The organism is Nonomuraea sp. NPDC050540 (assembly GCF_044457485.1).
Taxonomy (GTDB): Bacteria; Actinomycetota; Actinomycetes; order Streptosporangiales; family Streptosporangiaceae; genus Nonomuraea.
Genome location: NZ_JBITHA010000021.1, coordinates 118,776 through 144,015, shown reverse-complemented (window position 1 = coordinate 144,015; position 25,240 = coordinate 118,776). Strand labels below are relative to the sequence as shown.

Here is a 25,240-nt window from a genome sequence, read left to right as displayed (position 1 = left end):
GATCCCATGACTCTCCTCGGCATCCCACCGGAGGCGGCGGCCGAGCCCGCACCCCGGCGTTACGCCCCCTTCGCTCCCACCGTGACCGCCTTCACCCTCGCCGCCATCCTGGTCAGTGGCCAGCTCTACATCGTCATCCCCCTGCTCCACGACATGGCCACCGCCTGGACGACCACCACCGCGTCCCTGGCCTGGCTGGTGACCGCCTTCGCCATCGGCTACGGCATCGGGTTCCTGCTGTTCGGCCCGCTGTCCGACCGCCTCGGCCGCCGCAGGCTCCTCCTGTACGGCCTGCCGATCGCCGCCCTGGCCACCGCCGCCGTCACCCTGAGCCCCACCCCGGAGGCGGCCATGGTCCTGCGCCTCGTCCAGGGCATAGCCGTGGCCACCTTCCCCCCGGCGGCCCTGGCCTACCTGGCCGAACGCGTGGACCCGAGGCGCCGGGCCATCGCGATCTCCGCGGTGACCGCCGCCTTCCTGGTCTCCGCCGTACTCCTGCAGGTCGGCGCCCAGCTCCTCGTCCCCCTGACCGGCTGGCGCGCCCCGTTCCTCGTCTCCGCCGCCGGACTGGCTCTGTCCATGCCGGTCATCCGCGCCATCATGCTCCCCGACGCCCCGCGCCCCGCCGCGGCCTCCATCCTGGGCGCCTACCGGGCGCTGCCCGGCCTCCTGCTCCACCGCACCCTGCTCCCGCGCTACCTGGCCACCCTCGTCCTCATGATCGGCTTCGTCGCCGTCTACACCGCCCTCCAGCTCTACGGCGTCACCACCTCCCCCTCCGAACTCCTCGCCCTGCGCGCCGCCGGCCTGCCCGCGATCATCTTGATCCCGATCCTCATGCCCTGGCTGAGCCGCATGCCCGCTCCGGCCCGAGCCGCCGCCTTCCTGGTGATAGCCGCCCTATCGGTTACCGCGGTGGCCGCCACAACCCCCTCCTCCACCTGGCTCGCCCTCCTCCTGGCCCTGTACGTGGCCGCCATAGCCGGCGCCCTGCCCGGCCTGAACGAGGCCATCTCCGCCACCGCCGGCCCCGCCCGCGGCAGCGCCCTGGCCCTGTTCTCCTTCTCGCTGGCGGCCGGCAGCGCCATCGGCCCCCAGATGGCCGCCGCCTTCCCTTCCTTCACCCCGCTCCTGTACGGCGTGGCCGCCACCATGACCCTCGCCGCCCTGGCCGTGCTGGCCTCGACCCGCCGCACCACCCACTCCCCCTGACCCCTCCGCCACACCCCCGCCCCGGCCCTGCAGCGCTCTGGAGGCCCGCCTCCGGCCGGCGCTCCTCTGTGGCCGGTGGGCAAGGCGATCCCCGCGGCCCGGCCCCCGGGAAGGTCCACGTCCGAGGGCCCCAACATTGTGCGCTTGTGATTGGACAACTACTGTCAAGAGAGGAGGGAAGGAGGAGTCATGGTCGACCAGGTCCGTCCCATCGTTCTCTTGCTCGCCCGCATAGCCATAGGTGCGATCTTCCTCGTCCACGGGTTGGTCAAGTTCACCGGCGGCATAGGCGGCACCATCGCCTTCTTCGAACAGATACGCATACCTCTGCCAGGACTGGCCGCGCCCGTGGTCGCCGTCGTGGAGGTCCTGGGCGGCGCCGCGCTGATCCTCGGCGCCGGACTGCCGATAGTGAGCGTTCTCCTCGCGCTGGACATGCTCGGCGCCGCGGTGTTCGTGCACTTCGCCAATGGTTTCTTCATCGACAAGGGCGGCTTCGAGTTCGTCCTGGCCTTGGCCGCCGGCGCCCTGGCCGTCGGCTTCACCGGTGGCGGCGCGCTCGCCCTCGACAGCCTGTGGCAGCGGGGCCGTACCGCCACGAACGCCGGACCGAGCGCCCCCGCGGCCTAACGCCGGCGGGGGAGCAGGCCGCCCACGGTGACGTCCGGGCGCTCGACGCGGGCGTCCGGTAACAGGGCGGAGGCGTCCAGGCCGGCGTGGCCGAGGGCTTTGCCGAGGGGGTTCAGGGGCTTCAGGAGGGGTTCGCACTGGGCCGGAGGCGTGCCCATCGAGTACGCCAGTGAGCACAACCACATCGCCAGGTCGTCGCTCTGGCCGTTGAGGTCGATGCGGGCGCGGAACGTCCCCGAGCGCGGGTCGTAGGCGTTACCGGCATTGTTCACGGCCAGCGGGGCGGTCTGGAGGAACGTCTCGATCGAGGCGCGCTGCCGTACCAGAAGCTTGGTGAGGTGGGCGAGGTCGCGGGTGTTCGCGGTGATCTCGGCGCGGTTGTCGTCGACGAAGCCGGCGACCTGGATGAGCGTGCGGGACAGGCCTTTGAAGACGGCGCGTAGTTCGTCACGTTCGGCGTTGAGCTGGCCCGAGGCCGTGGCCAGGTCGCGCATGAACGCGCGGATTCGCGCGTCGTCCTCGGCCATCGTGCCGGTGATCAGGGCGAGGTTGCGGATGGTCCGGGAAAACTCATCGCGATTGCCCGCCAGCGCCGCGGCGGCGTCGGACAGGCTGCGCACGCTCGCCCCGACCGTCGCGCCCTGGCCGCCGAAGGTGTCGGCGGAGACCTTCAGCAGCCGCGACAGCGAGCCGTCGGCGTTCGCGCCGTCGGGGCCGAGGGCCCTGGTCAGCGTGTTGAAGCTGCGCAGCGCCTCGTCGATCTCGACGGGCGTCCGTCCCGCGGCGAGGGTCGCGCCGTCCCGCAGAACCGCACCTCCCGTGTACGGCGGAGCCAACTGGACATACCGATCGGCCACCACCGACCTGGACACGATGACGGCCTGCGCGTCCGCGGGCACCTTGCGGCCGGCGTCGTAGGCCAGATCCACCCGCACCCGGTCGCCGACCGGCGTCACGGCCGTCACCTCGCCCACCTTCACGCCCAGGACCCGCACGTCGGAACCGGGATACAGGCCCACGACCCGCTCGAAGTGCACGCTCGCCCGCACGGTGGACGCGGGCTGGAGCAGCAGGAAGGCGGCCGCGCCCAGGAGGGCGGCCAGGAGGGCGGCGAGCCAGCGGTTCATGGGGGGCTTTCGACGGGGGTGGGATGGTGAGCGAAAGGCTACCGAGGGTGACTGACATTCGCGGGGGCTTTCCGGCCTGGCGGCGCTGACTACCGGCCGGTAGGGTGTTACCGGCGGTAACTTTTCGGCCTGGGGGATCCGCGGGCGGGTGCGCATGCCTGTTCCGGACATGCGGGCTTTCGGCATCCATGCGGCTACGCCGTACCAGGAAATCTCAGGGAGCAGCGAGATGAGCGGCTTTTGTCCGGAGCTCAGTGGTGATGTGCGCGAAGTGCGTGAATGGGTGCGGACCTTCGCCCGCGACGTCATCCGCCCCGCCGGCGCCGAATGGGACGAACGCGAGGAAACCCCCTGGCCCGTCATCCAGGAAGCCGCCAAGATCGGGCTGTACTCGCTGGACTTCTTCGCCACCCAATGGTTCGAGGAGAGCGGGCTGGCGCTGCCGGTCGCGTTCGAGGAGATCTTCTGGGGTGACGCCGGGATCGGCCTGTCGATCGTCGGGACCGGGCTGGCCGCCGCCGCGCTCTCCTCGAACGGCACGCCCGAGCAGATGGGGGAGTGGCTGCCCCAGATGTTCGGCACCGAGAACGACGTCAAGCTGGGCGCCTTCTGCGCCTCGGAGCCCGACGCCGGCTCCGACGTCGGCGCCATCCGCACCCGCGCCGAACGAGACCCTTCCGGCGACTGGATCCTGAACGGCGTCAAAACCTGGGCCACCAACGGCGGCATCGCCCACGTCCACGTCGTCGTCGCCTCCGTGGACCCGGCGCTCGGGACCCGCGGCCAGGCCTCGTTCGTCATCCCGCCGGGAACGCCCGGCCTGTCCATGGGCCAGAAGTTCAGGAAACACGGCATCCGCGCCTCGCACACCGCCGAGGTGGTCCTCGACCGGGTACGCGTCCCCGCCGCCTGCCTGCTCGGCGGGCAGGAGAGGCTGGAGTCCCGCCTGGCCCGCGTCCGCAACGGTGAACGCTCGGGCGAACAGGCCGCGATGCGCACCTTCGAGACCACCCGCCCGTCCGTGGCCGCGATGGCGGTGGGCATCGCCCGCGCCGGTTACGAGTACGCCCGCGACTACGCCACGGAACGCGAGCAGTTCGGCCGCAAGATCGGCGAGAACCAGGCGATCGCCTTCCTCCTCGCCGATATGGCGACCCGGGTGGACATGGCCAGGTTGCTCACCTGGCGGGCGGCGTGGATGGCGCGCAACGGGCGGCAGTTCGAGCAGGCGGAGGGGTCGATGTCGAAGCTGGTGGCGGGCGAGACGGCGGTGTGGGTGACCGAGCAGGCCATCCAGATCCTGGGCGGGGCGGGGTACACCCGCGACCACCCGGTGGAGCGCTTCCACCGCGACGCCAAGATCTACACCATCTTCGAGGGCACGTCCGAGATCCAGCGCCTGATCATCGGCCGCGCCGTCACGGGGTTGCCGGTGCGGTGAGAGCCGGTGGGAAACTGGCGGGGTGAGTGACGACGACCGCCTGGGCCCGCCCGTGACCAGCGCCTCCATCATCGTGCTGACCCTGGCGCGGCGGGTTGAGAATGAGCTGACGGCCGCTCTGGCGCCGCTCGATCTGACGGTCAGGAGGCTGGGGCTGCTCGGGCACATCGCGGGTGTGCCCGGGGCGTCGTTCAGTGATCTGGCGCGTATGCAGGGGGTCACCGTGCAGAGTGTGCACGCGGCGGTGAAGTCGCTGGAGGCGGCGGGGCTGGTGCGGGACCACACGGCGCGCGCGGGCTCGGCCTCCGCGATCGAGGTGACGCCGGACGGTGTGAACCTGCTGCGGGCGGCCAGGAAGGCGGTGGCCGAGGCGGACGAGCGCCTGTTCGGGCCGGACGCCGACCCGGTCCAGCGCGGCGTCGGCCAGGCCGTCCTCGCCGCCTTCCTGGCCGCGGCGCCCGGCTTCCCCGCTCAAGCCCCCGACCCGCGCTGAGCCGCCCGACGTTCCGCGCCGAGGTGTCCGGCCTGCGTTGATGGCGAGCGTCTTCCGGTGGAGCACCCCAACCTTCAGGGCGACTGAAGTGTGCCCTAAGCTTCAGCCACCCTGAAGGTTGGAGAAGAAGACATGCTGGAACATGTCCTGCTGTCGGTGCATGTGCTGGCCGCCATCGTGTTCGTCGGCGGCTCGGCCGTGGCGACGAGCCTGTTCCCCCGCTACGCGCCCGCCCCGGCAGGGGAGGGCCGCAGCCGGTCGGTGGCCGTGGCGCTGCACCGCGTCACCCGCGGGTACGCCGCCTTCGGCCTCGTGGTCCCGCTCGCCGGGATGATCCTGGCCGGGATCCAGGGCCGGATGGGCGAGATCTGGATCATCGTGTCGATGCTCCTGACCGCCGCCGCGGCCCTGCTGCTCATCACCCAGATCTACCCCCGCCAGCGCGACGCCCTCGCCGACCAGGGCGAAGGCGACCCGGCGCGGCTGCGGCAGCTGTCGATGTTCGCCGGCGTCTACAACCTGACCTGGGCGATCGTGGTGGTCCTGATGATCGTACGGCCCGGCTCCGGGCAGGCGGCGTGAGCCGGATGCGCCTCCTGCGGATCGCCTCGGCCGCCGAACTGCTCTCGCTGGCGGTCCTGCTCACGAACCTGTTCACGGTGCACGCCAAGGTCATCACGACGTTCGGCGGCCCGCTGCACGGCATCTCCTACGTGGCCGTCATCGCCGCCGCCTCCCTCGCCCCGTCCACGGGCCTGCGAGGGACCATGTGGCGCGCCTTCGTCCCCGGCATCGGCGGCCTGCTCGCCCTGCGCAACCTGCGTGCGGAAGGGATCCGGCATGGAAACGTATGACGGCCTGCCGTTCCCCAGGACCGCCCTCGCGATCGAGGCCGCGCGCCACGCCCGCGCCATCGAGAGCCCGCCGATCTTCAACCACAGCATGCGCACCTATCTGTACGGCCGCTTCACCGGCGAGACGCAGGGCGTGCTGCCGGGCCGCGACTACGACGACGAGCTGTTCTTCCTGGCCTGCGTGCTGCACGACGTGGGGCTCAGCGAGCCGGGCAACGGGCGGCGGAGTTTCGAGATCGACGGCGCTGACCTGGCCGCGAACTGGCTCGTCGAGCGCGGCCTGCCGCGCGACAGGGCCGAGGTCGTCTGGGACGCCGTCGCCCTGCACCTCAGCCCCGCGATCGCCCTTCGCAAGCGCCCCGAGATCGCGCTGGTGACCGCCGGCGCCGGGTACGACATCGGCGGGGACGGGCCCCCGCTGCCCGCCGGTTACGCCGAGCGCGTCCACGCGGTGCTGCCGCGGCTGCGCGCCGCCGCCGCGTTGCACGACGAGATCCTCGCCCAGGCGCTCGCCGACCCGCGCAAGGCGCCGCCGTTCAGCCTTCCCGGTGAGCTGGTACGGCAGGCCACCGGCCAGACCTGGCCCACGTGGCGCGAGATGGCCGGGTGGGGTGACTACGACGGGGTTTCATAAGAAAAGCGGAGAAACCCGCGATGTGGTGGATCATGGCCTTCGTGGACTTCGCGGGGGTATTCGACATCCATCTGACCGTTGCGCCAGGTGACGACGTGGAACGGCTGGACGCCTGGGCGGCGGGCAACCAGGCCACCCTGACCCACGTCGTGCTGGCGCGCGGCGCCGTCACCTGCCAGCCGACGCTGACGCTCGCCGGACGCGGCACCCTGCCCGAGCAGCGGGCCGCCGCGGCGACGTGCGCGGCGGGGCTGCGGGAGGCGGGGTTCCGCGTGGTCAGGGTGAAGATCGAGGCGGCGCCGTGGAACCGGGACGTGCCCTGGACCGCCGCCGCGGCCGCGAAACTCGACGGCTGCTACTTCGAGCACCACGTCACGGTGATCGACCCCGCGCGCACGGAGCAGCTGGCCGAGATCGCGCAGCGGCACTCCGCGCACCTGTCGCGCAACGCCCGGCGGGTACGCCCGGACGGCTCCGCCGAGCGGTACGTGACCCAGCGGTGCCGGGGCGTCGGCCTGTCCGTGGCGGGACACCGGCTCGACGCGCTGGTACGGGCGCTGGGCGCCGACGGCTTCGCCGTACTGGAGTCCGAGCGTGAGTTCGTCGTGCACGACGACAACCCCGGCATCGACCGCGGCTGGATCGAGGAGGCTCAGCCGCGGGCGGACAGGTAGGCGTCCAGGGCGGCGGCGCCGCTGAGCATGGCCAGGCCCCGGGCCGACAGCCGCTCGCGCCAGCCCGACAGCGCGGCCTCCAGCGGCGCGATGCCGCCCGCCGCGCGGACCTGGGTGAGCAGGGGGGCGATCTGCTCCAGCAGGTAGCCGCCGCGTCTGAGCTGGTGGGCGAACTGCGCGTCGCGCACGTCGGCGGAGGCGTAGACGCGGTAGCCGGTGCGGGGGTCGCGGCCGGGACGCAGGATGCCGGCTTGTTCCCATTTGCGGAGCGTGGCGGGGCGCACGCCCAGCCTGCGGGCCAGCGGGCCGATGTGGGTCACGCCGTGCTCGGCCGGGGTGGGGGCCAGGTCGCGCAGCGCGTTCTCGACCGCGGTCAGCGTGCGGCGGTCCTCCAGGAGCTGGGCGTGGCTCTCGTCGATGAGCCGCAGGGCCTCCTCCAGCGCGTCCTCGTTGATCGCGCGAAGGACCGCGGTGGCCGTGTGGTGCCCGTGCGCGGGGGTCAGGGCGACGAAGGCGCGCAGTGCCTGCGCGTGCAGCGGGGTATAGGCCCGGTACCCGCTCGGCGTGCGCGCGGCCCGCGGCAGGATTCCCGCCTCTTCATAATTGCGTACGGCCTGCGAGGAAATGCCGTGCTCGCGGGCCAGGTCGATCGGGCGGAGCTGCCTCATGAGTTGAAGGTTACGGCCTCGCCGTACCGGATGAAATCTCCGGAGTTTCACCAGAAAGTTCAACGATACCGTTGAAGCATGGATGACGTCACATGGGCGGACGCGCGGGACCTGGGCGCGGCGGTGCTGAAGCTGGCCGGGGCGCGCACGCGGCTGCTGGGCCTGGGGGAGCCCACGCACGGCGTCGAGGTCTTCCCCCGGCTGCGCAACGAGCTCTTCCGGTATCTGGTCGAGCACGCCGGGTACCGCTCGATCACGGTCGAGAGCGACTGCCTGAAGGGGCTGGTCGTCGACGACTACGTGGCGGGCGGCGACGGCGACCTGGACGAGGTCATGCGCGAGGGGTTCAGCCACGGGCTCGGCGGGTCGGCCGCTGGGCGGGAGCTCGTGGCCTGGATGCGGGAGTACAACCGCGGCCGCGGCGAGGACGATCGGCTGCGCTTCCACGGGTTCGACGCGCCGATGGAGCTGAGCGGCGCGGCCAGTCCCCGCGACGCGCTCCTGCGGCTGCACGCGGCGCTGGCCGCCCACCTGCGGCTGCCGTGGGACATCGCGGATTTCGCCGGGCTGTTCGGCGCGGACGAGCGCTGGGACAACCTGGACGCGACGATGGATCCCGCGCGCTCGATCGGGCGCTCCGACGACGCGGTACGGCTGCGCCTGCTCGCCGGCGACCTGACCGGCTACCTCGACGCCGAGGCTCCCCGGCTGGCCCGGGCGTCCGGGCGGGACTGGTGGCGGGCCCGCCTGTACGGCAGGACGGCGACCGGCCTGCTGCGCTACCACGCGGCGGTGGCCGACGACACCCCCGACCGGCTGCCGCGGCTGACGGGGCTGCGCGACGCCATGATGGCCGACAACCTGCTGGCGATCGCCGAGTACGAGGCCCGCCGCGGCCCGACGCTCGTCTACGCCCACAACCGGCACCTGCAACGCGAGATGAGCACCATGCGGCTGGGTGAGACGCCGGTGGAGTGGTGGAGCGCGGGGGCCATGACGCAGGCGCGGCTGGGCGACGGCTACGCCTTCCTCGCCACCGGAGCCGGTCACTGGCCGGGTATGGAGCCGCCGGGGCCGGACACGCTCGAAGGCATCCTGTCCGCGGTGCCCGGGGACCGCCTGGTCGTGGACGCCAGGGCGCTGGCGGCGACGGGCGTGAAGCCGGTGCCCCGGATCAGCACCGACTACCGCTACATTCCGCTGGAGCCGTACCACGATGCCGAGGGGATCGTCTTCATCAAGAATGCGGGCTAGCTGTTCGACAATCCCGAACAGGCGCTATCGTCGGCACCGTGGGAGAGACGATCCAGTCGGTCGAGCGGGCCGCGGCCATCCTCAGGCTCCTGGCCGCGGGGCCGCGTCAGCTGGGCGTGGCCGAGCTGGCCAGGGCCACGGCCCTGCCCAAGGGCACGCTCCACGGCATCCTGCGCACCCTCGTGCACGTCGGCTTCGTCGAGCAGGACGCCGCCACCGGCAAGTACCGGCTCGGCGCCACCCTGCTCCACCTGGGCAGCAGCTACCTCGACGTCAACGAGCTGCGCGGCCGCTCGCTCAACTGGGCCGACGGCCTGGCCGGGCGCAGCAGGGAGAGCGTGTGGATCGGCACCCTGCACGAGGGCCAGGTCCTGGTGATCCACCACGTCTTCCGGCCGGACGACAGCATGCAGGTCCTGCAGGTGGGCGCGTACCTGCCGGCCCGCACCACCGCGCTCGGCAAGGTCCTGCTGGCCCACGACCCCTACGAGGAGTCCGACGAGAACGGGCTCGACCTGGTCAGATCCCAGGGCTGGGCCGCCGACCTGGAGGAGCTGGAGGAGGGCGAGGTCTCCGTCGCCGCGCCCATCAAGGATCCCAGCGGCGTCGTCGTGGGCGCCATCGGCATCCGCGGCGCCGTTGAGCGTCTGACCAGGGACGGCGCGCTGGACATGCGCTACGTCTCCTACGTGCGCGACGCCGCCCGCGCCATCACCCGCGATCTGGCCCGTTGAAACATCGGCCCCCGACCCCATACGATTCTCCCGAGCGTTCGGCATTGTCGAACATCGTGGAAAGAGGCTTCCCCGTGTACGCAGCCGCCATCGACCAGGGCACCACCTCCAGCCGGTGCATCGTGTTCGACCACGACGGCAACATCATCTCCGTCGCCCAGCGCGAGCACCGCCAGATCTTCCCCCGCCCCGGCTGGGTGGAGCACGACGCCGCCGAGATCTGGGCGGCGGTCCAGGGCGTGCTGGCCGAGGCGGTCGACGGGCTGGAGATCGCCGCGCTCGGCATCACCAACCAGCGCGAGACCGCCGTGCTGTGGGACCGGCGGACGGGCGAGCCGGTCTGCCCGGCGATCGTCTGGCAGGACACCCGCACCGACGAGCTCATCGCCGGGATGGACGGCGAGATCTTCCGTGAGCGGGCGGGGCTGCCGCTGACCACGTACTTCTCCGGGCCCAAGGTGCGCTGGATGCTCGACCGGGGGCTGCGCGAGCGGGCCGAGCGGGGCGAGATCCTGTTCGGGACGGTGGACAGCTGGCTCATCTGGAAGCTGACCGGCCGGCACGTCACCGACGTGACGAACGCCAGCCGTACGCTGATGATGAACATCCACACGCTGGCCTGGGACGACGAACTGCTCGCCGCGCTCGGCGTGCCGCGGGCGATCCTGCCCGAGATCCGGCCGTCGTCCGAGGTCTACGGGCACTTCCGCGGCATCCCGGTCGCCGCCGCGCTCGGCGACCAGCAGGCCGCCCTGTTCGGGCAGACCTGCTTCGAGCCGGGCGAGACCAAGTCCACCTACGGCTCGGGCAGCTTCCTGCTGATGAACACCGGCGCCAAACCCGTCGTCTCCCGGCACGGCCTGCTCACCACCGTCGGCTACCAGCTCGGCGACGGCCCCGCCACCTACGCGCTCGAAGGCGCCATCGCCGTCACCGGCTCCCTCGTGCAGTGGCTGCGCGACAACCTCGGCCTGATCTCCAGCGCCGCCGAGATCGAGACGCTCGCCAAGACGGTCGACGACAACGGCGGCTGCTACTTCGTGCCCGCCTTCTCCGGCCTGTTCGCGCCCCACTGGCGCGGCGACGCGCGCGGGGTCATCGCCGGGCTGACGGCCTTCGTCAACAAGGGGCACCTGGCGCGGGCCGTACTGGAGGCGACGGCCTTCCAGACCCGTGAGGTCGTCGAGGCGATGAACGCCGACGCCGGGCTCGCGCTGACCGGCCTGCGCGTGGACGGCGGCATGACCGCCGACAACCTGCTCATGCAGACCCTCGCCGACGTGCTGGACGTCCCGGTCATCAGGCCGGTGGTCGCCGAGACCACCGCGCTGGGCGCCGCCTACGCCGCGGGCCTGGCCACCGGCTACTGGGACGGCCTCGCGACCCTGCGCGCCAACTGGCACAAGGCGGCCGAGTGGCGGCCGGGGATCGATCCCGGCCGGCGTGAGCGCGAGTACCGAGACTGGAACAAAGCCGTCGCCCGCACGCTCGACTGGGTGGAGAAGTCATGATGATCGTCACGGGAGCCGGCCGCGAGCAGACGCGGGAGGAGCTCTCCAGGGCCGTGTTCGACCTGCTGGTCATCGGCGGCGGCATCCTGGGCACCTCCGTCACCTGGATGGCCGCCCAGGCGGGACTGCGCGTGGCCATGGTGGACGCGGGCGACTTCGCCGGCGCCACCTCCAGCGCGTCGTCGAAGCTGGTCCACGGCGGCCTGCGCTACCTGCAGACCGGGAATCTCAAGCTCGTCGCCGAGAACCATCGCGAACGCCGCGCCCTGGCCGCCGACATCGCCCCGCACCTGGTCAAGCCGCTCGACTTCGTCGTACCCGTGTACAAGGGCGGGCCGCACGGCGCGGCCAAGCTGGGCGCGGGCGTGTTCCTGTACTCGGCGCTGTCGGCCTCGCTCGGCCGGATCGTCGGCCCGCGCAAGGCCCAGGAACTGGTGCCCGAACTGCGCATGGACGGCCTGCGCGCCGCCGCCGTCTACGGCGACCACCAGATGAACGACAGCCGCGTCGCGGTCATGACCGTGCGCGCGGCGGTGGAGGCGGGCGCGGTCGTGCTCAACCACGCCGAGGTGGCCGGGCTGCGTTTCAGCCGGGGCAGCGTGTGCGGGGCGGAGCTGCGCGACCGGCTCGACGGCACGGAGTTCGGCGTCCAGGCCCACCTGGTGCTCAACGCCACCGGCCCCTGGGTGGACGAGCTGCGCCGGATGGAGGACGAAGCCGCCGAGCCGAGCATCCGGCTGTCCAAGGGCGCCCACGTGGTCATGCGCCGGCGCGAGCCGTGGAAGGCGGCGCTGACCACGCCGATCGACAAGTACCGCGTGTCCTTCGCCATCCCGTGGGAGGACCACCTGCTGCTGGGCACCACCGACGAGGAGTACACCGGCGACCCCGGCCAGGTACGCGCCACCGACGCCGACGTGGACCAGATCCTCGACGAGGCCGGCCACGCGGTCACCGGGCTGTCCAGGCAGGACATCACCTACACCTTCGCCGGGCTGCGCGTGCTGCCCGGCGGGCCAGGCGGGGTCACGGCGGCCAAGCGGGAGACCGTCCTGACCTACGGCAGGGGCGGCATGCTGTCGGTGGCCGGCGGCAAGTGGACGACCTACCGGCACATCGGCAGGCACGTGTTCGAGACCCTGTCCAAGGTGCTGGGCGGCGACCACGCCAAGGTGCTGCCGGCCGTACCGCTGCCGGGGATGGCCAGTCCCGACGCGGTCGCGATGCGGCTGTTCACCGACCGCGAGCCGGACGCGCGGATGGACCCGCTGATCGCCCGCCACCTCGCCACGCACTACGGCTCGCTCGCCTTCGACCTGGCCCGGCTGATCCAGCAGGACCCGGTGCTGGGCGAGCGCATCCATGCGGACGGGCCGGACATCTGGGCGCAGGTCGTCTACGCGCGCGAGCGCGAGTGGGCGGCGACCGTCGACGACGTCGTACGGCGCCGCACCACCCTCACGATCCGCGGCCTGGACACCCCCGGGATCCGCGACCGGGTCTCAACCCTTCTCCGCGGCTGAGGCGGCCATCAGCTCCTTCTCCTCGCGGGTGGCGATCAGCCCGGCCGGTTCGACGAGCTTGGACTCCACGAACGGCTCCTCGGTGCTCGGCAGCGGCTCGGGCGACCTGATCGCCCGCACCCAGACGCGGATCGCGTCCAGCAGCACGATGATGATGAGCACCGCGAACAACGCCGCCAGGATCCCGTCGACGGTCGAGTTGACGACGATCTGCCGCATGGCCTCGGGCGTCTTGGCCGGGGCCAGGACCTGACCCTGGTCGATCGCCGTCTGGAAGCGGTTGCGCTGGGCGAAGAAGCCGAGCCCGGGATCGGCGGAGAAGACCTTCTGGTAGCTGGCCGTCAGCGTCACCGCCACGTCCCAGGCGAGGGGCACACCGGTCACCCACGCCCATTTCAGCCGCCCGCTCTTGATGAGCAGCGTGGTGGCCACGGTCAGCGCCACCGCCGCCAGCAACTGGTTGGCGATGCCGAACAGCGGGAAGAGCTGGTTGATGCCGCCGAGCGGATCGTTGACGCCCTGGTAGAGGAAGTAGCCCCAGGCCGCCACGACCACCGCGCTGGTCCCGACGAGTCCGGGCCACCAGCTGACGCGGCCGATCGGCTTCCACACGTTGCCGAGCGTGTCCTGCAGCATGAAGCGCCCGACGCGGGTGCCGGCGTCGACGGTGGTGAGGATGAACAGCGCCTCGAACATGATCGCGAAGTGGTACCAGAACGCCTGCAGCCCCGGCCCGCCGATGAAGTCGGAGAAGATCTGCGACAAACCGACCGCCAGCGTCGGCGCACCCCCCGTCCGGGCGATGAGCGTCTCTTCCTGTACGGCCTGCGCCGCCGCCTGGAGCTGTTCGGGGGTGATGACGAAGCCCATGTTCGACACCGCCTCGGCGGCCGTCTGGACCGTGGCGCCGACCACCCCCGCGGGCGAGTTCATGGCGAAGTACAGCCCGGGGCTCAGGATGCAGGCCGCCGTGATGGCCATGACCGCCACGAACGACTCCATCAGCATGGAGCCGTAGCCGATCATCCGGACCTGGGTCTCCTTCTGGATCATCTTGGGCGTGGTGCCCGAGGAGATCAGGGAGTGGAAGCCCGACAGCGCCCCGCAGGCGATGATGATGAAGACGAACGGGAACAGCGACCCGGCGAAGACCGGGCCCTTGCCGTTGAAGGCGAAGTCGGTGAACGCGGTCGTCCGCATCACCGGCATGGTGATCGCGACGCCGATCGCGAGCAGCACGATCGTGCCGATCTTCATGAACGTCGACAGGTAGTCGCGGGGCGCGAGCAGCATCCAGACCGGCAGCACGGCGGCGACGAAGCCGTAGGCGATCAGCCACAGCGACAGCGCCGACGGGCTGAGCGTGAACGTCTCCGCCCAGCTCGACTCCTGCACCCAGCCGCCGGCGACGATCGCCAGCAGCAACAGGCCGACGCCGATGACCGTCGTCTCGACGACCCGGCCCGGCCGTAGCTTGCGCAGGTAGAAGCCCATGAAGAAGGCGATCGGGATGGTCATCGCGATCGAGAAGGTGCCCCAGGGCGAGCGTGCCAGCGCGCCCACGACGACCAGCGCGAGCACCGCCAGAAGGATGATCATGATGGCGAAGACCGCGATCAGCGCGGCGGCGCCGCCGATCGGGCCGATCTCGTCGCGGGCCATCTGCCCGAGGCTCTTGCCGTTGCGGCGCATGGAGAAGAACAGGATCACCATGTCCTGGACGGCGCCGGCGAAGATGACGCCGGCGACGATCCAGATCGTGCCGGGCAGGTAGCCCATCTGCGCGGCCAGCACCGGCCCGACCAGCGGTCCCGCCCCGGCGATCGCCGCGAAGTGGTGGCCGAACAGGATGCGCCGGTCGGTCGGGTGGTAGTCGATGCCGTTGTTGAGCCGCTCGGCCGGCGTGGCGCGCCGGGCGTCGGCGCCGAGCACACGGCGCAGGATGAAGCGGGCGTAGAAGCGGTAGGCGATGGCGTAGGAGCCCAGCGCCGCGGCCAGCAGCCAGATCGCGTTGACGTTCTCGCCCCGCGACAGGGCGAGGACGGCCCAGCCGACGGCGCCGACGACGGCGACGGCTGTCCAGATGAGTATGGATCGCAGTTTCACCGGACGGTCCCTCCTAGGCAGGGGAGGTCGGTCGTGAAGCGCCGCCAGCGCCCCCACGTGCGGCAGTCGATCGTGACTGCGTGCCCGGCGAGGTGCATCCAGGCGACGGGAAGAGCGAAGGCGGGAGCGTCGCCGAGTTGCCGTGCGCGGCGGGGGAGCCTGGCCCGGCGTACCGGCCGGGCCGAGAACTCTCCGTCGTGCGCGCAGCACACGCCGATGCCGTGCCACTCGAAGAAGATCACCTCATCCGGGCGCAGCGCGTCTCGCGCCGCGGCGGTGAGTGCGATCGAGAACATCCCTCACTCCTGTTGCAGGATCATTTTCGACGCTAGCCCCCTGGCACTCTCACGTAAAGCACCGGCCGGATCTTCGCGCGCCGGACGCCGCAGGTCCGCCACCTGAAGGCCGCCCGCGATCACCTGGGCGATCACCCGCGCGAACGCGCGCCGCGTTGCTCTTGTCGCGCGTGGTGACGGAACGGACAATCGTCTGGGTGTTCCTGAGGGGAGGTCTGTTGGAGGGCGGCAATGACGGTGGTGCTGTTCGTGTGGGGGGCACGGTTCGCAGGACGGTCAGGCGTTGGACCCGGACGGTTCACGCGCTGTTGAGACATCTGGAAGGCAAGGGATTCGAGGGGGCGCCGCGCGTCCTGGGAATCGACTCCGAGGGCCGCGAAGTCCTCACGTATCTGGAAGGCGAGACGATGGGCGTGCGCCGGGTCTGGCCCGAGTGGACGCGCACCGAGGACACGCTGCGCCAGGTCGCCTGGTGGCTGCGTGACTACCACGAGGCCGTCGCCGACTTCGTGCCGCCCCCTGACGCCGAATGGCGTACGGGCGTGCGCTGGTCGCCCGGCATGATCATCGCGCACAACGACGCGAGCTCGTTCAACGCCGCCTGGTCGGCGGGACGGCTGGTCGGGTTCTTCGACTGGGACTTCGCCGGTCCGACCACCGCCCAGTCGGACCTGGCGTGGACGGCGCTGGGGTGGGTGCCGCTGCACGCCCGCCGCGTGGCCGCCTCGGAGGGTTTCACCGACTTCGCCGCGCGGCCGCACCGGTTGCGGATGTTCCTGGAGTCGTACGGCTGGGCCGGGGAGGCGGGCCCGATCGTCGAGGAGATCCGGGCCAGGATGAGCGCCCGTGCCAGGGAGATCCGCCGCTTCGGCGTCGGTGGCGAGGCCCTGTACAAGCGGCTGCTCAGCCAGGGCGTCGCCGATGACATGGACCAGGCGGTCAGGGAGCTGGAGGAGCTTCGGCTGTGACGCGCCACCGGGGCGCCGGTCCCCGCTCGTCGTAGACGCCGCTCGCGCGGTGGCGGTGAGGCCGGCGCGCGTCATGCGCGCGGTGGCGCTCAGCGCCGGCGAAGGGCCAGGAGTTCCTCGATCGTCGATTCCTCCCAGAACGTGACGGCAATATTGCCTGTCTTGGCAAATTATGACAACCTTTTGGCAAAGGCAGGAAAGCTAGAGGACGGAAGAAAAGTGATGCTCTACGCCGGAGTCTCCTGGAATTCCGCAGGCTACGAAGTCGAGGTCGTCGACCAGACGGGGCGCGTGGCGCGATCCGCGGCCAGGTTCGCCGCGGACGAGCGCGACGGCATCGTCGCCTACCTGCGCCGCCTGTCCCAAGCGCCGGAGCAGCCCCTCGTGGCCGTGGTGGACAGCACCAACGGAGTCCTCGACGGCAGCCTCATGGCAGCCGGGCTCGAGGTGTACCGCGCCGACCCCTGGATGCTCGCGCGGCGGCCGGTCCTCGCCTCGGTGCCCGCGCGCGCCCTGGCCGACACCGCCAGGCGCGACCTGACACAGCTGACCAGGCTCGGCATCTCCGACGGCACGCTCACCGGCCGCCTGGAGGAGCTCCGGGCCGGCATCGCGCGCAGCGTCGCCGCCGAACAACCGCTCAAGCGGGCCGGCCGCTGGTTCGGCAACGGCTCGCGCGAGCACACCGACATCGCCCTGACCTTCGACGACGGGCCGCACCCGCCGTACACCGGAGGCGTACTCGACGTCCTGGACAGGTACGGCGTGCCCGCCACCTTCTTCTGCGTCGGCCTGCTCGCCGGGGCGCACCCCGAGGAGATCGCCCGGACGGCCGAGGCCGGTCACCTGATCGGCAACCACACCTGGTCGCACGCCTTCCTGCCCGACCTCACCCGCTCGCAGCTCGAAGAGCAGATCGAGCGCACCGACGAGGCGATCGACGGCGCGGGCGGCACCCCGACCCGCTACTTCCGCCCGCCGTACGGCGCGCGCAGCCCCGAGGTCGTCGGCTGGCTCGGCGACCACGGCGTCACCACCGTGCTGTGGGACGCCGGCGCGGCCGACTGGGCGATGCCGGAACCGGAGAAGATCGCCACCGACGTGCTGGAGCGCACCCGGCCCGGCTCGGTCATCGTGCTGCACGACGGCGGCGGCGACCGCTCGAACACCGTGGCCGCGCTTCCGGCGCTGATCGAGGGCCTGCTGGAGCGCGGGCACCGCTTCGTGCCGGTCGACGAACTGCCCCAGCCCGTGACCCGGCCCCTGGCCGAGACGGTGGAGGAGCCGGCCTGAGCATCGAGGCGAGCGGCACATGGGCCACCCAGCGGACCTGCTGACGATCGGCCGGCATCCGGGCCTCGCGGGCGCGCCGTACGAGCAGAGGCTTCTGGTGAACACGCCGGCCCGCAACGACCGATGGATGCCCGCGTTGGCCGGCCAGTGTGCCGCGAGGCTGTCACCCCAGGGGGCTTCGGGCATGGCGGTGGGGCCCGTTGTGGGGGCGCGGGGCGGCGGCGAGGGCGGTCCCTGCGGGTGTGCGGCAGCCCGGGGCGGCGGCGGGGTTCCCTGTGGGCGTGCGGCAGCCCGGGGCGGGGCGGATGGGCTGGGGTGGTCGCGGTGTGCGGCGAGGACCCGGTGTGCGGCGAGGACCCGGCGAAAAGGGGATCCGCCGCCGACCCGGTGAGGCGAAGACCGGGAGAGCGGGGTTCCGGGTGGGGTGCGAGACGCGGTCTGGCGTGAGGCGCAGGGCCGGGCCTCGGGTGGGGTCAGGGGTCGGAGCGGAGGACGCCGCGTTCTGTGGCGCGGACGCCGGCCTGGAAGCGGCTGCGGGCCCCCAGGAGTGTCATGAGTTCGGCGGTGATCCGGCGCGTGGTCCGGATGGACACGCCGAGGCGGCGGGCGATGGTCTCGTCGGTGTGGCCGTCGGCCAGCAGGCGCAGCACGGCCAGCTGCTGCGCGGTCAGCTCCTCTCCTTGGCGGCGCGGCTGCCCGGCCCCGAGTTCGGCGGAGTGCTCCCACACCGACTCGAAGTGCTCGCACAGCGCGTTGACGATCCCCGTCCCTCTGATCAGGACGGCTCCCATGGTCTCCTCCTCCGGGTTGACCGGAACCAGCGCGCTCTCCCTGTCGTAGATGAGCAGCCGCTGGGAGAGCGCCCCGTAGGTGCGCACCAGCGCGCCGGCCTCGGTCAGCCAGTGGGCGTACTCGAGGGTCAAGCTGTCGTTGTAGATGCTCTGCACGTAGATCGTCCGCATGAGGACGCCGCGGTCAAGGACGGCCTGATCGAGCGGGCGGCTGGCTTCCATGGCCTCCCTGGTCTGCGCGCCGCGGGGCGCGAAGGCCATCAGCTCGGTCTGGCAGGTGTTGGCGAGCTCTTCGATGCGGGTGCGGATCTCGTCGAGGCCGGTCAAATGGTCGACCTCGGGGTGCTGGGCCGCACGCTGTCTCGAATGTTGCTCGATGAGCTCCATCACCGCCCGCCGGTTGGCGGCCAGTTCCTGCTGGCGCTGGAGAAGCTCCTGCTCCTGGCGGGCCAGGAGAGTGGAGAACCCCACCGCGGGGGTCACCGCCAGCAGGGTCTCCGGATGTTCCCACGACGGGCGTACCAGCGATAACTCGGCCAGCTCGTCGAGGATGTGGCGCACTCGTCTCGGCGGCCAGCCGAGGAGGTCCGCCAGGTCGTTCACTCCGTACTGGGGGTTGTCAAGGATTGCGCTGTACAACGTAGCTGCGTCTGGGCCCAAACCGATGGACTCGAACACGCCGCCTCCCGAAGCTGCCAACGGGCATCGTTGGACGTTGAGTCTCCCGTGGGGATTCTACTTTGGCAATCTTGACATGGCCCTTTCCTTTGGCCACTTTTTCTCAGTTTGGCGAGCCCGGCTCGTGCTTTACCGCGGTGAGAAATAGGAGGTCCAGATAAGCCGGTGGCCGCGGGCTCCGTTTGCGCTGGTAAGCCGTTGATCCACCGCCCTGCCGACGCGCCACGCGCCGGACCCGTCAGGCCCGCCGTGGGGCTGATGTCATCCTCTACCCGCTCATCGTCACAGAGTGTGTTCGTACGAGTACGGCAGGGCGGTCAGGGGCCGGGGAGGCTGGCAGCACCCTGCCACCGCAGCTTCATGACACGACAGCATGCTGCCCTTCGAATATTCACCCCATATACTTATGGAGATCGATTGGGAGAAAGCGCTGCGGTTTTGATCAGGGATTGATGAATAGTGTATATCGTCACGGCCCGATTGAGCGGGCGGTCACCTGGAGCGAACGCAGAACGGTTCGAACTCTCCCTGCGGAGCTTCGTCGGCCGCGCGAGCGGCTTGGAGCATTTCCACGTCAGAGCAGAGCCTGACGGCATGAACGTGGTCTTTTTTCTCCTGCAGGCGACGCTTCTGGAAGCGGAGGCCAAGGCCGTCGAGATCTGCCAGCAGGCGCTGGACTCGGCCGGCCGCGGCGATTGGGTCATAACGCAGTGCATGGCCACGATCGTCGACCAGGCGGAGGACATCATCATTTCGGACTGGGCGGCCGTGCCGGTCCCGCAGTTCCCTGAAAAGGGCGCCACGGAGCGTCCGTCGACCAGGGTGCGCGGCGTCGGCCCCAGTGTGATCGGCCAGGTGAACGAGCGCTACGTCCTCGACCTGATCCGCCACTTCGGCCGGGTCTCACGGGCCGAACTGGCCAGGGTGTCCGGGCTGTCGAAGCCGACGGTCTCCTCAGCGGTCATGAACCTGGAGAACAACGGCCTGGTCGAGCGCCACGGCAAGCAGGATGGCGGTCCCGGACGGGCCGCCACCCTCTTCCGCGTGCGGCGCGAGGCCGGCTGGGTCATGGGCGTCGACGTCCGCGACGGTGTCGCGAAGTGGGCGGTCTCCCGGCTCGACGGCGACACGCGGATCACCCGCGTCTCCGCGCTGCGCGGCGAGAACGAGGCCGAGTGCTTCGACGACCTCATGCGCACCGTCGACCTGGTCTGCAAGCAGGCCGGGATCGCCCGCGAGGACCTCACGTGGGTGGTGGCGGGCTTCTCCGCGCCACCGTGCGAGGTGGCGCCCAGCCCGCAGGGGACCAGTTGCCACGCCGCCGTGGACCGCGCGCTCAGCCGCCTGTTCGGGCCGAACTACCTGGCCAGGCAGGCGGTGGAGATGGAGATGCTCTACAAGTACCGCAACAGCGACCGGCGTGCGGCCAGGGACATGGCCTACGTCGCGGTCGGCCGTTCCATCGAGATCGGCCTGATCGTGGACGGCCGGCTCCAGGCGTCGCCCGTGCCCGTCTGCGTCCCCGAGGCGCTGACGCTCGCCGGCCGCATGTCGGGCGCCGCCGAACGGCGGGTGTGCGAACGGCCGGCCGACGGCCCCGTCCAGACCGATCTCGAACGCATCCTGACCACCCGTGGCCTGGGCGAACTGTCGCTGGACGGCCTGGTGGAAGGCGCCGAGCGGGGACACGAGGGCGCACTGCGGATCGTGGCGGAGATGGCGGTGCTGACCGCCAGGCTCCTCGTCGCGCTCTCCGCGATCACCCGGCCGGAACTGGTGGTGTTCGTCGGCAGGCTGGCCGGCCTGCCGGGCTTTCCCGACCGGGTGAGCGCCGAGCTGGCGGCCATGGCCGCCTGGATGTCGCCCGAGATGGAGGTCGGCACGGGACGGGGCGAGGCCGTCCTGGACGGATGCCTGGCCGAGGGCTTCGACCTCGCGTGGAATTCCATACTCGACGACCTCGGTCGTGGATAGCGGTTTCCGAACCCCGTTCGGTTCGCCGGGTGTCCGTCCTGCCGGGACGGCAGGACGTTCCCGGGCCATTGGGCGCGCTTTCGCCTTGCGTTAAGTGCGCGTTCAATTGACCCGGGATATTCGCATGCCCTTTTATCGGGCTCATTGACACGGTCCTGCCATTGCAGGGTGCTGACACCTGAAGTCCTCGATTTCGGCATTGCGGCGGTCGAGAATCGAAAGCGAAGCAAGGGCTTCAGGAAAATGCAAGAAGGAGGAAGAACAATGATCAGCACGATGGCCAAGCGGATCGCCCTTCCCATCATCATCAGCGCCGCCGCTTTCTCTTCTGTCGCCGCGGTGTCCTCCGCCGCGTACGCCGCGGCGCCGCCCAACACGAGCACCGCCGACAAAGACACCAATGGCTGGGGCTGACCTTTCGGAATCGCCGGCAGAACGCCGTCGCATTCGTGAAAGGGCCCGGGACGATGCGCATCGCTGATCGGATCCCGGGCTCGCGCGCCGGGGGCGCGAGAAAACTGAACTTTTCCTGTGAAATTCGGGTGCAGTTGCCATTCGGGGGTTCCGATGGAAGGTCCGCACAAGCCGCATTCCGCGACCGGGATCCGTGTCCAGGACTCCTGCGCCTTCCCCGCCGCCACGGCAGGTAGCCGTACCCGGGAGCATCGCGTGTCCTCAGGGGGATACTCCGGTATCGCGATGGCCACCGCCCTCATGGCGCTCCTCACAGGAGTCTTCGCCCGAGGGAGCAGAAACATGAAGACGAGGATCGCTCCGGCCGACACGCACGCCGACCCGTCGCGGGACCCGGGCGCCTCCAGGGTGCCCGCCGTACAACCCGACCTCTCGCGGGTCGCCGCCACGCTGCCAGAAGGCGTGGAGATCGACTGGCCGTAGGCCCGGCCCGGCCGTGTTCCTCCCCGGCCGGCCGCACATCACCGCCACACCAGGACCACCGCCACACCTGGATGACCGCCGCACCTGGATCGTCGCCACACCTGGATCGCTTTCGCAGGCCGACGCCGCACGCCCGCGTCGACCCGCCCACGCGCTCGCGCAGGCAGTCCTGCGGAGCCATCCACCCAGCGCCCGCGCCGCCACCCCCAGGCCGCGCGGGCGCTGTCCTGCCCAAGACCACCGGAACCGCGCCCCGCCAGGGTCCGAAGCGCGCCCACACGGCAAGACCAAGCCCAGCCGGAGGCGACCCACGTGGCAAGGTCATGGGCACACGCAGGGCAAGACCGCCGCACGACAGGACCGCGGTGTGGGGCGCCGGGGCGGGCGCGGTGAGAGCTCCCGAGCCCGCGGTGGCATGGAAAGCCCGCAGCGGCATCGAACCGGCGCCTGGTCCCAGGGGAGAACCAGGCGCCGCCGCGATGCCGGAGCACCCGTCATGGGCCCGCCGCGGCCACGGGCTCCGCCAGCAGGTCGAGCACGATGGTGGTCTGCCGCCCGAGCGTACGGCCGGCCAGCATCGACCGGATCGGCACCCGGATCCCGAGCTCCTGGTTGACCTTCCTGGCCAGGCTCGTGATGAGCAGCGAGTCGCCGCCGAGCTGGAAGAAGTCGGACTCGGCCGTCAGATCCGACTGGCCCAGCAACTCCGCCCAGAGCCCGGCCAGCACCGCGGGCGCCTCCGAGGCCCGATCCACCGGGACGCCGTCCCAGGAGGGGCTCTCGACAACGGGCAGGGCGAGGTCGAGCTCCTTGGCGGCGGCCTCCGGAGCCACCCATCGAGGCCCGGCGAACGGATAGGCGGGCAGATGGACGCGCCGCCCGGTCCCGCACAGAGCACGCGGATCGACGGGCTGGCCGAGGGTCCACAGCCGGCCCAGTGCGTTCAGCACCTCGTCGGCCGGGCGGGAAGCGGGGCGGCCGGGGGAGAGCGGGACCGTGACCAGGTTCGCGGCCAGGTCCGACAGCGTGGTGCCAGGGCCGATCTCGACCGCGACCGCGCCGGGCAGCGAGAGGGCGGTGGAGGCCATGGCCTCGGCGTAGCGTACGGGGTGGCGGGCCTGTTCGATGAACGACTCCGGGCTCACCACCACCCCGGCGGGAATCACCCGCCCGGTGCTGTTGGCCGCGTACGGCAGCACGGGCCGGCGCAGCCGGATGTCGGTCAGCTCCATCGCCAGCTCCGGCACCGCGGGCTGGACCAGGCGCGTGTGGAAGGCATGACTCGTACACAGCCGGCGATGGACGACCTTGTCGCCCAGGGCCAGCTCGAAGCGTTCGACCGCGGCGACGGTGCCGCCCAGCACGCAGGAGCCGGCCGAGTTGACCGCGGACAGTTCCAGGTCCACCCCGGCTTCGGCGGCCAGTTTCGTGGCCTCCGCCTCCGGGCGGCCGAGCGCGATCATGGCCCCGGGCGGGCAGCCCTGCATCGCGCTGCCCCGCACGGCCACGAACCGGGCCGCGTCGGGCAGGGTGAACACCCCGGCCAGGCAGGCGGCGGTGATCTCGCCGAGGCTGTGGCCGAGCAGGGACGCCGGCCGTACCCCCAAGGCCATGAGGGCGGTGGCGGCGGCGTGCTCCAGCGCGAACAGCGACGGCTGCGCCAGCTCGGTCTCCCGCAGGCCGGCGGCGGGGAAGGCGGGATCGAGCAGCGCCCGCTCGACCCGCTCGGCGAGTTCCGGTGCGAAGCAGTCCAGGCACGCGGCCAGCGCGGCGGGGAATCCCGGCAGCGACCGCGCGAACGGCACCGCCATCCCCGGACGCTGACTGCCCTGGCCGGGGAAGAGGAAGACGACCGGAGCGGGCCCGTCCGCCGGCCGGCGCCCCCGGGCCGCGCCGTCCGACAGGGCCGAGGCCACCTCGGCCGTCGTGTGCCCCGACACCGCCAGCCGCTCCGGCAGCTCCGCCCGGCCCGCGGCCAGCGTGTAGGACACGTCGGCCAGATCGGGCTCACACGTGGCGAGGTGGCTCGCGAGCCGGCGCGCCGCCCGGTCCAGCGCCTCGGGGTCGGCCGCCGACACCAGCACGAGGTGCGCGCTCGCCCCGTCGGAGCCGTCGAGGGGGGAGAGGGCGGGGGGTTGTTCGATGATGACGTGGGCGTTGGTGCCGCCGATGCCGAAGGCGCTGACCCCCGCGCGGCGCGGCAGCGGCCCGGTCCAGGCGGAGAGCTCCTCCGGGACCCGAAGGGGCGAGTCGCCGTTCTCCAGCAGCGGGTTGAGCCTGGTGAACCCGGCCACCGGCGGCACGACGCCCTCGCGCACCACCAGCAACGCCTTGACCAGGGCGGCGAGCCCGGCGGCGGCGTCGAGGTGACCGATGTTGGCCTTGAGCGCCCCCACCGCCACCTGCCCCGGCGCCGCGCCCATGCCCTTGAGCGCCGCCGAGGCCGCCGACCACTCGATGGGGTCGCCGACCCGGGTGCCGGTCGCGTGCGCCTCCAGATAGCCGACGGACTCGGCGCCGACGCCGGCCGCGCGCAGCGCGGACCTGATCACGGCCTCCTGCCCGGCCACGGAGGGGGCGTGGTAGCCGGCCTTGGCCGCGCCGTCGTTGTTGATCGCCGTGCCGAGGATGATCCCGTACGGCGAAGGCCCGTCCGCCAAGGCGTCGGCCAGCCGCCGCAGCACCACGCAGACCACCCCGGACCCGGCGACCACGCCGTCGGCCCGCGCGTCGAACGGCCGGCAGGAACCGGCGGCCGACTGGATCCCGCCCGGCATGCACAGATATCCGGCCTGCGGGAAGCCGAGCCCGGCCGCCACGACGACGGCCTGGTCGCAGTCGCCGGAGACCAGCGCCTGCACGGCCAGGTGGACGCCGACCAGCGAGGACGAGCAGGCGGTCTGCACGGCCATGGCGGGCCCGGTCAGGCCGAGCTTGTAGGCGACGCGGCCGGCCATGAAGTCGGGCTCGGTGCCGTGGATGACCTGGTCGAGCGTGGCCGGGTCGAGCGTACGGCCGGTGACCAGGCTGCGCAGGTAGCCGCTGCCGCTGCTGGAGGCGTACACGCCGGTGCGTGGGCCCTCGCCCGGCCGTCCGGCCCCGGCGTCCTCCAGCGCCGCCCATGCCGCTTCCAGCATGAGGCGGTGCTGCGGGTCCATGAGCTGCGCCTCGCGGGCGCTGACCCGGAAGAGCGTGTTGTCGAAGCGGTCGGCGCCGTCGAGGTGGCCGCGCACGGGCACGTAGTCGGGGTCGTCGGCCAGCGCGGCGGGCACTCCGGCGGCCAGCAGCGCGGCCCTGTCGTAGCGCGTGGTGAGCACCTTCCCCGACGTCAGCGCGGCCCACCACGCGTCGAGGTCCTTCGAGCCGGGGAACCTGCCGGAGATTCCCGTCACGGCGATGTCGAGCGATCGGTCGCGGGCCATGAGCGCACCTCCCGGGAACTGTCGGGCAACAGCTTGCCTGATTTGCCAACCATGTGGCAA

General features: G+C 71.6%; 23 protein-coding genes. 17 read left to right on the top strand and 6 right to left on the bottom strand.

Annotated features, from left to right (window positions below):
- Window positions 1-6: 6 nt before the first annotated feature.
- Together ACIBI5_RS46245 and ACIBI5_RS46240 are read left to right on the top strand one after the other, a co-directional pair.
- Window positions 7-1,212 (top strand): MFS transporter, encoded by a 1,206-nt coding sequence (locus tag ACIBI5_RS46245; RefSeq protein WP_397256945.1) that lies wholly within the window; start codon window positions 7-9, stop codon window positions 1,210-1,212.
- Window positions 1,213-1,401: 189 nt separating this feature from the next.
- Window positions 1,402-1,842, top strand: a complete 441-nt coding sequence (locus tag ACIBI5_RS46240; protein ID WP_397256943.1) for a DoxX family protein — start codon at window positions 1,402-1,404, stop codon at window positions 1,840-1,842.
- Here ACIBI5_RS46240 and ACIBI5_RS46235 read toward each other — a convergent pair.
- Window positions 1,839-2,969 (bottom strand): MCE family protein, encoded by a 1,131-nt coding sequence (locus ACIBI5_RS46235; RefSeq protein WP_397256941.1) that lies wholly within the window; start codon window positions 2,967-2,969, stop codon window positions 1,839-1,841. The two genes, ACIBI5_RS46240 and ACIBI5_RS46235, sit on opposite strands and share 4 nt — an antisense overlap.
- Window positions 2,970-3,198: 229 nt before the next feature.
- Here ACIBI5_RS46235 and ACIBI5_RS46230 point away from each other — a divergent pair, with 229 nt between their 5' ends.
- From ACIBI5_RS46230 to ACIBI5_RS46205, 6 genes are all read left to right on the top strand, one after another.
- The gene (locus tag ACIBI5_RS46230) at window positions 3,199-4,410 is read left to right on the top strand and encodes an acyl-CoA dehydrogenase family protein (RefSeq protein ID WP_397256939.1); all 1,212 of its coding nucleotides are present in this window, start codon (window positions 3,199-3,201) and stop codon (window positions 4,408-4,410) included.
- Window positions 4,411-4,432: 22 nt separating this feature from the next.
- The gene (locus ACIBI5_RS46225; RefSeq protein WP_397256937.1) at window positions 4,433-4,903 is read left to right on the top strand and encodes a MarR family winged helix-turn-helix transcriptional regulator; all 471 of its coding nucleotides are present in this window, start codon (window positions 4,433-4,435) and stop codon (window positions 4,901-4,903) included.
- 135 nt (window positions 4,904-5,038) lie between these two features.
- A complete protein-coding gene (locus ACIBI5_RS46220) occupies window positions 5,039-5,485 on the top strand; it encodes a hypothetical protein (RefSeq protein WP_397257053.1) in 447 nt (148 codons plus the stop codon).
- 5 nt (window positions 5,486-5,490) lie between these two features.
- Window positions 5,491-5,757: a hypothetical protein gene (locus ACIBI5_RS46215; RefSeq protein ID WP_397257051.1), complete on the top strand. Its 267-nt coding sequence runs from the start codon at window positions 5,491-5,493 to the stop codon at window positions 5,755-5,757.
- Window positions 5,744-6,391, top strand: coding sequence for an HD domain-containing protein (locus ACIBI5_RS46210; protein ID WP_397256935.1), 648 nt, complete (start codon window positions 5,744-5,746; stop codon window positions 6,389-6,391). The genes ACIBI5_RS46215 and ACIBI5_RS46210 overlap by 14 nt, the downstream gene beginning before the upstream one ends.
- A gap of 20 nt (window positions 6,392-6,411) precedes the next feature.
- A complete protein-coding gene (locus tag ACIBI5_RS46205; protein ID WP_397256933.1) occupies window positions 6,412-7,065 on the top strand; it encodes a hypothetical protein in 654 nt (217 codons plus the stop codon).
- Here the strand turns inward: ACIBI5_RS46205 and ACIBI5_RS46200 are convergent.
- Window positions 7,044-7,733 (bottom strand): TioE family transcriptional regulator, encoded by a 690-nt coding sequence (locus ACIBI5_RS46200; RefSeq protein ID WP_397256931.1) that lies wholly within the window; start codon window positions 7,731-7,733, stop codon window positions 7,044-7,046. The genes ACIBI5_RS46205 and ACIBI5_RS46200 overlap by 22 nt on opposite strands.
- A 78-nt stretch (window positions 7,734-7,811) precedes the next feature.
- Between ACIBI5_RS46200 and ACIBI5_RS46195 the strand changes: the two genes are divergently transcribed.
- From ACIBI5_RS46195 to ACIBI5_RS46180, 4 genes are all read left to right on the top strand, one after another.
- On the top strand, window positions 7,812-8,987 hold the full coding sequence (locus ACIBI5_RS46195; RefSeq protein WP_397256929.1) for an erythromycin esterase family protein: 1,176 nt from the start codon (window positions 7,812-7,814) through the stop codon (window positions 8,985-8,987).
- Between the two features lie 38 nt (window positions 8,988-9,025).
- Window positions 9,026-9,721 carry an IclR family transcriptional regulator gene (locus ACIBI5_RS46190; protein WP_397256927.1) on the top strand — a complete coding sequence of 232 codons (696 nt, stop codon included), beginning with the start codon at window positions 9,026-9,028 and terminating at the stop codon, window positions 9,719-9,721.
- A 74-nt stretch (window positions 9,722-9,795) separates the two neighbouring features.
- On the top strand, window positions 9,796-11,232 hold the full coding sequence (gene glpK, locus ACIBI5_RS46185; protein WP_397256925.1) for a glycerol kinase GlpK: 1,437 nt from the start codon (window positions 9,796-9,798) through the stop codon (window positions 11,230-11,232).
- Window positions 11,229-12,755: a glycerol-3-phosphate dehydrogenase/oxidase gene (locus tag ACIBI5_RS46180; RefSeq protein WP_397256923.1), complete on the top strand. Its 1,527-nt coding sequence runs from the start codon at window positions 11,229-11,231 to the stop codon at window positions 12,753-12,755. The genes glpK and ACIBI5_RS46180 overlap by 4 nt, the downstream gene beginning before the upstream one ends.
- Here ACIBI5_RS46180 and ACIBI5_RS46175 read toward each other — a convergent pair.
- Window positions 12,735-14,861 carry a carbon starvation CstA family protein gene (locus tag ACIBI5_RS46175; RefSeq protein WP_397256921.1) on the bottom strand — a complete coding sequence of 709 codons (2,127 nt, stop codon included), beginning with the start codon at window positions 14,859-14,861 and terminating at the stop codon, window positions 12,735-12,737. The two genes, ACIBI5_RS46180 and ACIBI5_RS46175, sit on opposite strands and share 21 nt — an antisense overlap.
- Window positions 14,858-15,157: a hypothetical protein gene (locus ACIBI5_RS46170; RefSeq protein WP_397256919.1), complete on the bottom strand. Its 300-nt coding sequence runs from the start codon at window positions 15,155-15,157 to the stop codon at window positions 14,858-14,860. The genes ACIBI5_RS46175 and ACIBI5_RS46170 overlap by 4 nt, the downstream gene beginning before the upstream one ends.
- Before the next feature lie 308 nt (window positions 15,158-15,465).
- On the opposite strand from ACIBI5_RS46170, the gene ACIBI5_RS46165 reads away from it, so the two are divergent.
- The gene (locus tag ACIBI5_RS46165) at window positions 15,466-16,125 is read left to right on the top strand and encodes a phosphotransferase (protein WP_397256917.1); all 660 of its coding nucleotides are present in this window, start codon (window positions 15,466-15,468) and stop codon (window positions 16,123-16,125) included.
- Window positions 16,126-16,347: 222 nt separating this feature from the next.
- On the top strand, window positions 16,348-17,418 hold the full coding sequence (locus ACIBI5_RS46160) for a polysaccharide deacetylase family protein (RefSeq protein WP_397257049.1): 1,071 nt from the start codon (window positions 16,348-16,350) through the stop codon (window positions 17,416-17,418).
- Between the two features lie 473 nt (window positions 17,419-17,891).
- Here ACIBI5_RS46160 and ACIBI5_RS46155 read toward each other — a convergent pair whose 3' ends face one another.
- On the bottom strand, window positions 17,892-18,848 hold the full coding sequence (locus ACIBI5_RS46155) for a helix-turn-helix domain-containing protein (RefSeq protein ID WP_397256915.1): 957 nt from the start codon (window positions 18,846-18,848) through the stop codon (window positions 17,892-17,894).
- A 633-nt stretch (window positions 18,849-19,481) separates the two neighbouring features.
- Between ACIBI5_RS46155 and ACIBI5_RS46150 the strand changes: the two genes are divergently transcribed.
- From ACIBI5_RS46150 to ACIBI5_RS46140, 3 genes are all read left to right on the top strand, one after another.
- On the top strand, window positions 19,482-20,861 hold the full coding sequence (locus ACIBI5_RS46150) for a MarR family transcriptional regulator (RefSeq protein ID WP_397256913.1): 1,380 nt from the start codon (window positions 19,482-19,484) through the stop codon (window positions 20,859-20,861).
- Between the two features lie 168 nt (window positions 20,862-21,029).
- Window positions 21,030-21,275: a hypothetical protein gene (locus ACIBI5_RS46145; RefSeq protein WP_397256911.1), complete on the top strand. Its 246-nt coding sequence runs from the start codon at window positions 21,030-21,032 to the stop codon at window positions 21,273-21,275.
- A 342-nt stretch (window positions 21,276-21,617) separates the two neighbouring features.
- Complete coding sequence (locus tag ACIBI5_RS46140; protein ID WP_397256909.1) at window positions 21,618-21,758, top strand: hypothetical protein; 141 nt, start codon at window positions 21,618-21,620, stop codon at window positions 21,756-21,758.
- 494 nt (window positions 21,759-22,252) lie between these two features.
- On the opposite strand, the gene ACIBI5_RS46135 is transcribed toward ACIBI5_RS46140, so the two are convergent.
- Window positions 22,253-25,180 (bottom strand): type I polyketide synthase, encoded by a 2,928-nt coding sequence (locus tag ACIBI5_RS46135; RefSeq protein WP_397256907.1) that lies wholly within the window; start codon window positions 25,178-25,180, stop codon window positions 22,253-22,255.
- Between the last annotated feature and the right edge of the window lie 60 nt (window positions 25,181-25,240).

What these genes read in the sequence shown, in the direction of transcription:
- ACIBI5_RS46230 (WP_397256939.1), top strand. Translation starts at nt 3,199, where the DNA reads ATGAGCGGCTTTTGTCCGGAGCTCAGTGGTGATGTGCGCGAAGTGCGT.
- ACIBI5_RS46235 (WP_397256941.1), bottom strand. Translation starts at nt 2,969, where the DNA reads ATGAACCGCTGGCTCGCCGCCCTCCTGGCCGCCCTCCTGGGCGCGGCC.
- ACIBI5_RS46240 (WP_397256943.1), top strand. Translation starts at nt 1,402, where the DNA reads ATGGTCGACCAGGTCCGTCCCATCGTTCTCTTGCTCGCCCGCATAGCC.
- ACIBI5_RS46200 (WP_397256931.1), bottom strand. Translation starts at nt 7,733, where the DNA reads ATGAGGCAGCTCCGCCCGATCGACCTGGCCCGCGAGCACGGCATTTCC.
- ACIBI5_RS46245 (WP_397256945.1), top strand. Translation starts at nt 7, where the DNA reads ATGACTCTCCTCGGCATCCCACCGGAGGCGGCGGCCGAGCCCGCACCC.
- ACIBI5_RS46160 (WP_397257049.1), top strand. Translation starts at nt 16,348, where the DNA reads ATGCTCTACGCCGGAGTCTCCTGGAATTCCGCAGGCTACGAAGTCGAG.
- ACIBI5_RS46205 (WP_397256933.1), top strand. Translation starts at nt 6,412, where the DNA reads ATGTGGTGGATCATGGCCTTCGTGGACTTCGCGGGGGTATTCGACATC.
- ACIBI5_RS46135 (WP_397256907.1), bottom strand. Translation starts at nt 25,180, where the DNA reads ATGGCCCGCGACCGATCGCTCGACATCGCCGTGACGGGAATCTCCGGC.
- ACIBI5_RS46150 (WP_397256913.1), top strand. Translation starts at nt 19,482, where the DNA reads ATGAACGTGGTCTTTTTTCTCCTGCAGGCGACGCTTCTGGAAGCGGAG.
- ACIBI5_RS46215 (WP_397257051.1), top strand. Translation starts at nt 5,491, where the DNA reads ATGCGCCTCCTGCGGATCGCCTCGGCCGCCGAACTGCTCTCGCTGGCG.
- ACIBI5_RS46195 (WP_397256929.1), top strand. Translation starts at nt 7,812, where the DNA reads ATGGATGACGTCACATGGGCGGACGCGCGGGACCTGGGCGCGGCGGTG.
- ACIBI5_RS46180 (WP_397256923.1), top strand. Translation starts at nt 11,229, where the DNA reads ATGATGATCGTCACGGGAGCCGGCCGCGAGCAGACGCGGGAGGAGCTC.
- ACIBI5_RS46170 (WP_397256919.1), bottom strand. Translation starts at nt 15,157, where the DNA reads ATGTTCTCGATCGCACTCACCGCCGCGGCGCGAGACGCGCTGCGCCCG.
- ACIBI5_RS46210 (WP_397256935.1), top strand. Translation starts at nt 5,744, where the DNA reads ATGGAAACGTATGACGGCCTGCCGTTCCCCAGGACCGCCCTCGCGATC.
- ACIBI5_RS46140 (WP_397256909.1), top strand. Translation starts at nt 21,618, where the DNA reads ATGAAGACGAGGATCGCTCCGGCCGACACGCACGCCGACCCGTCGCGG.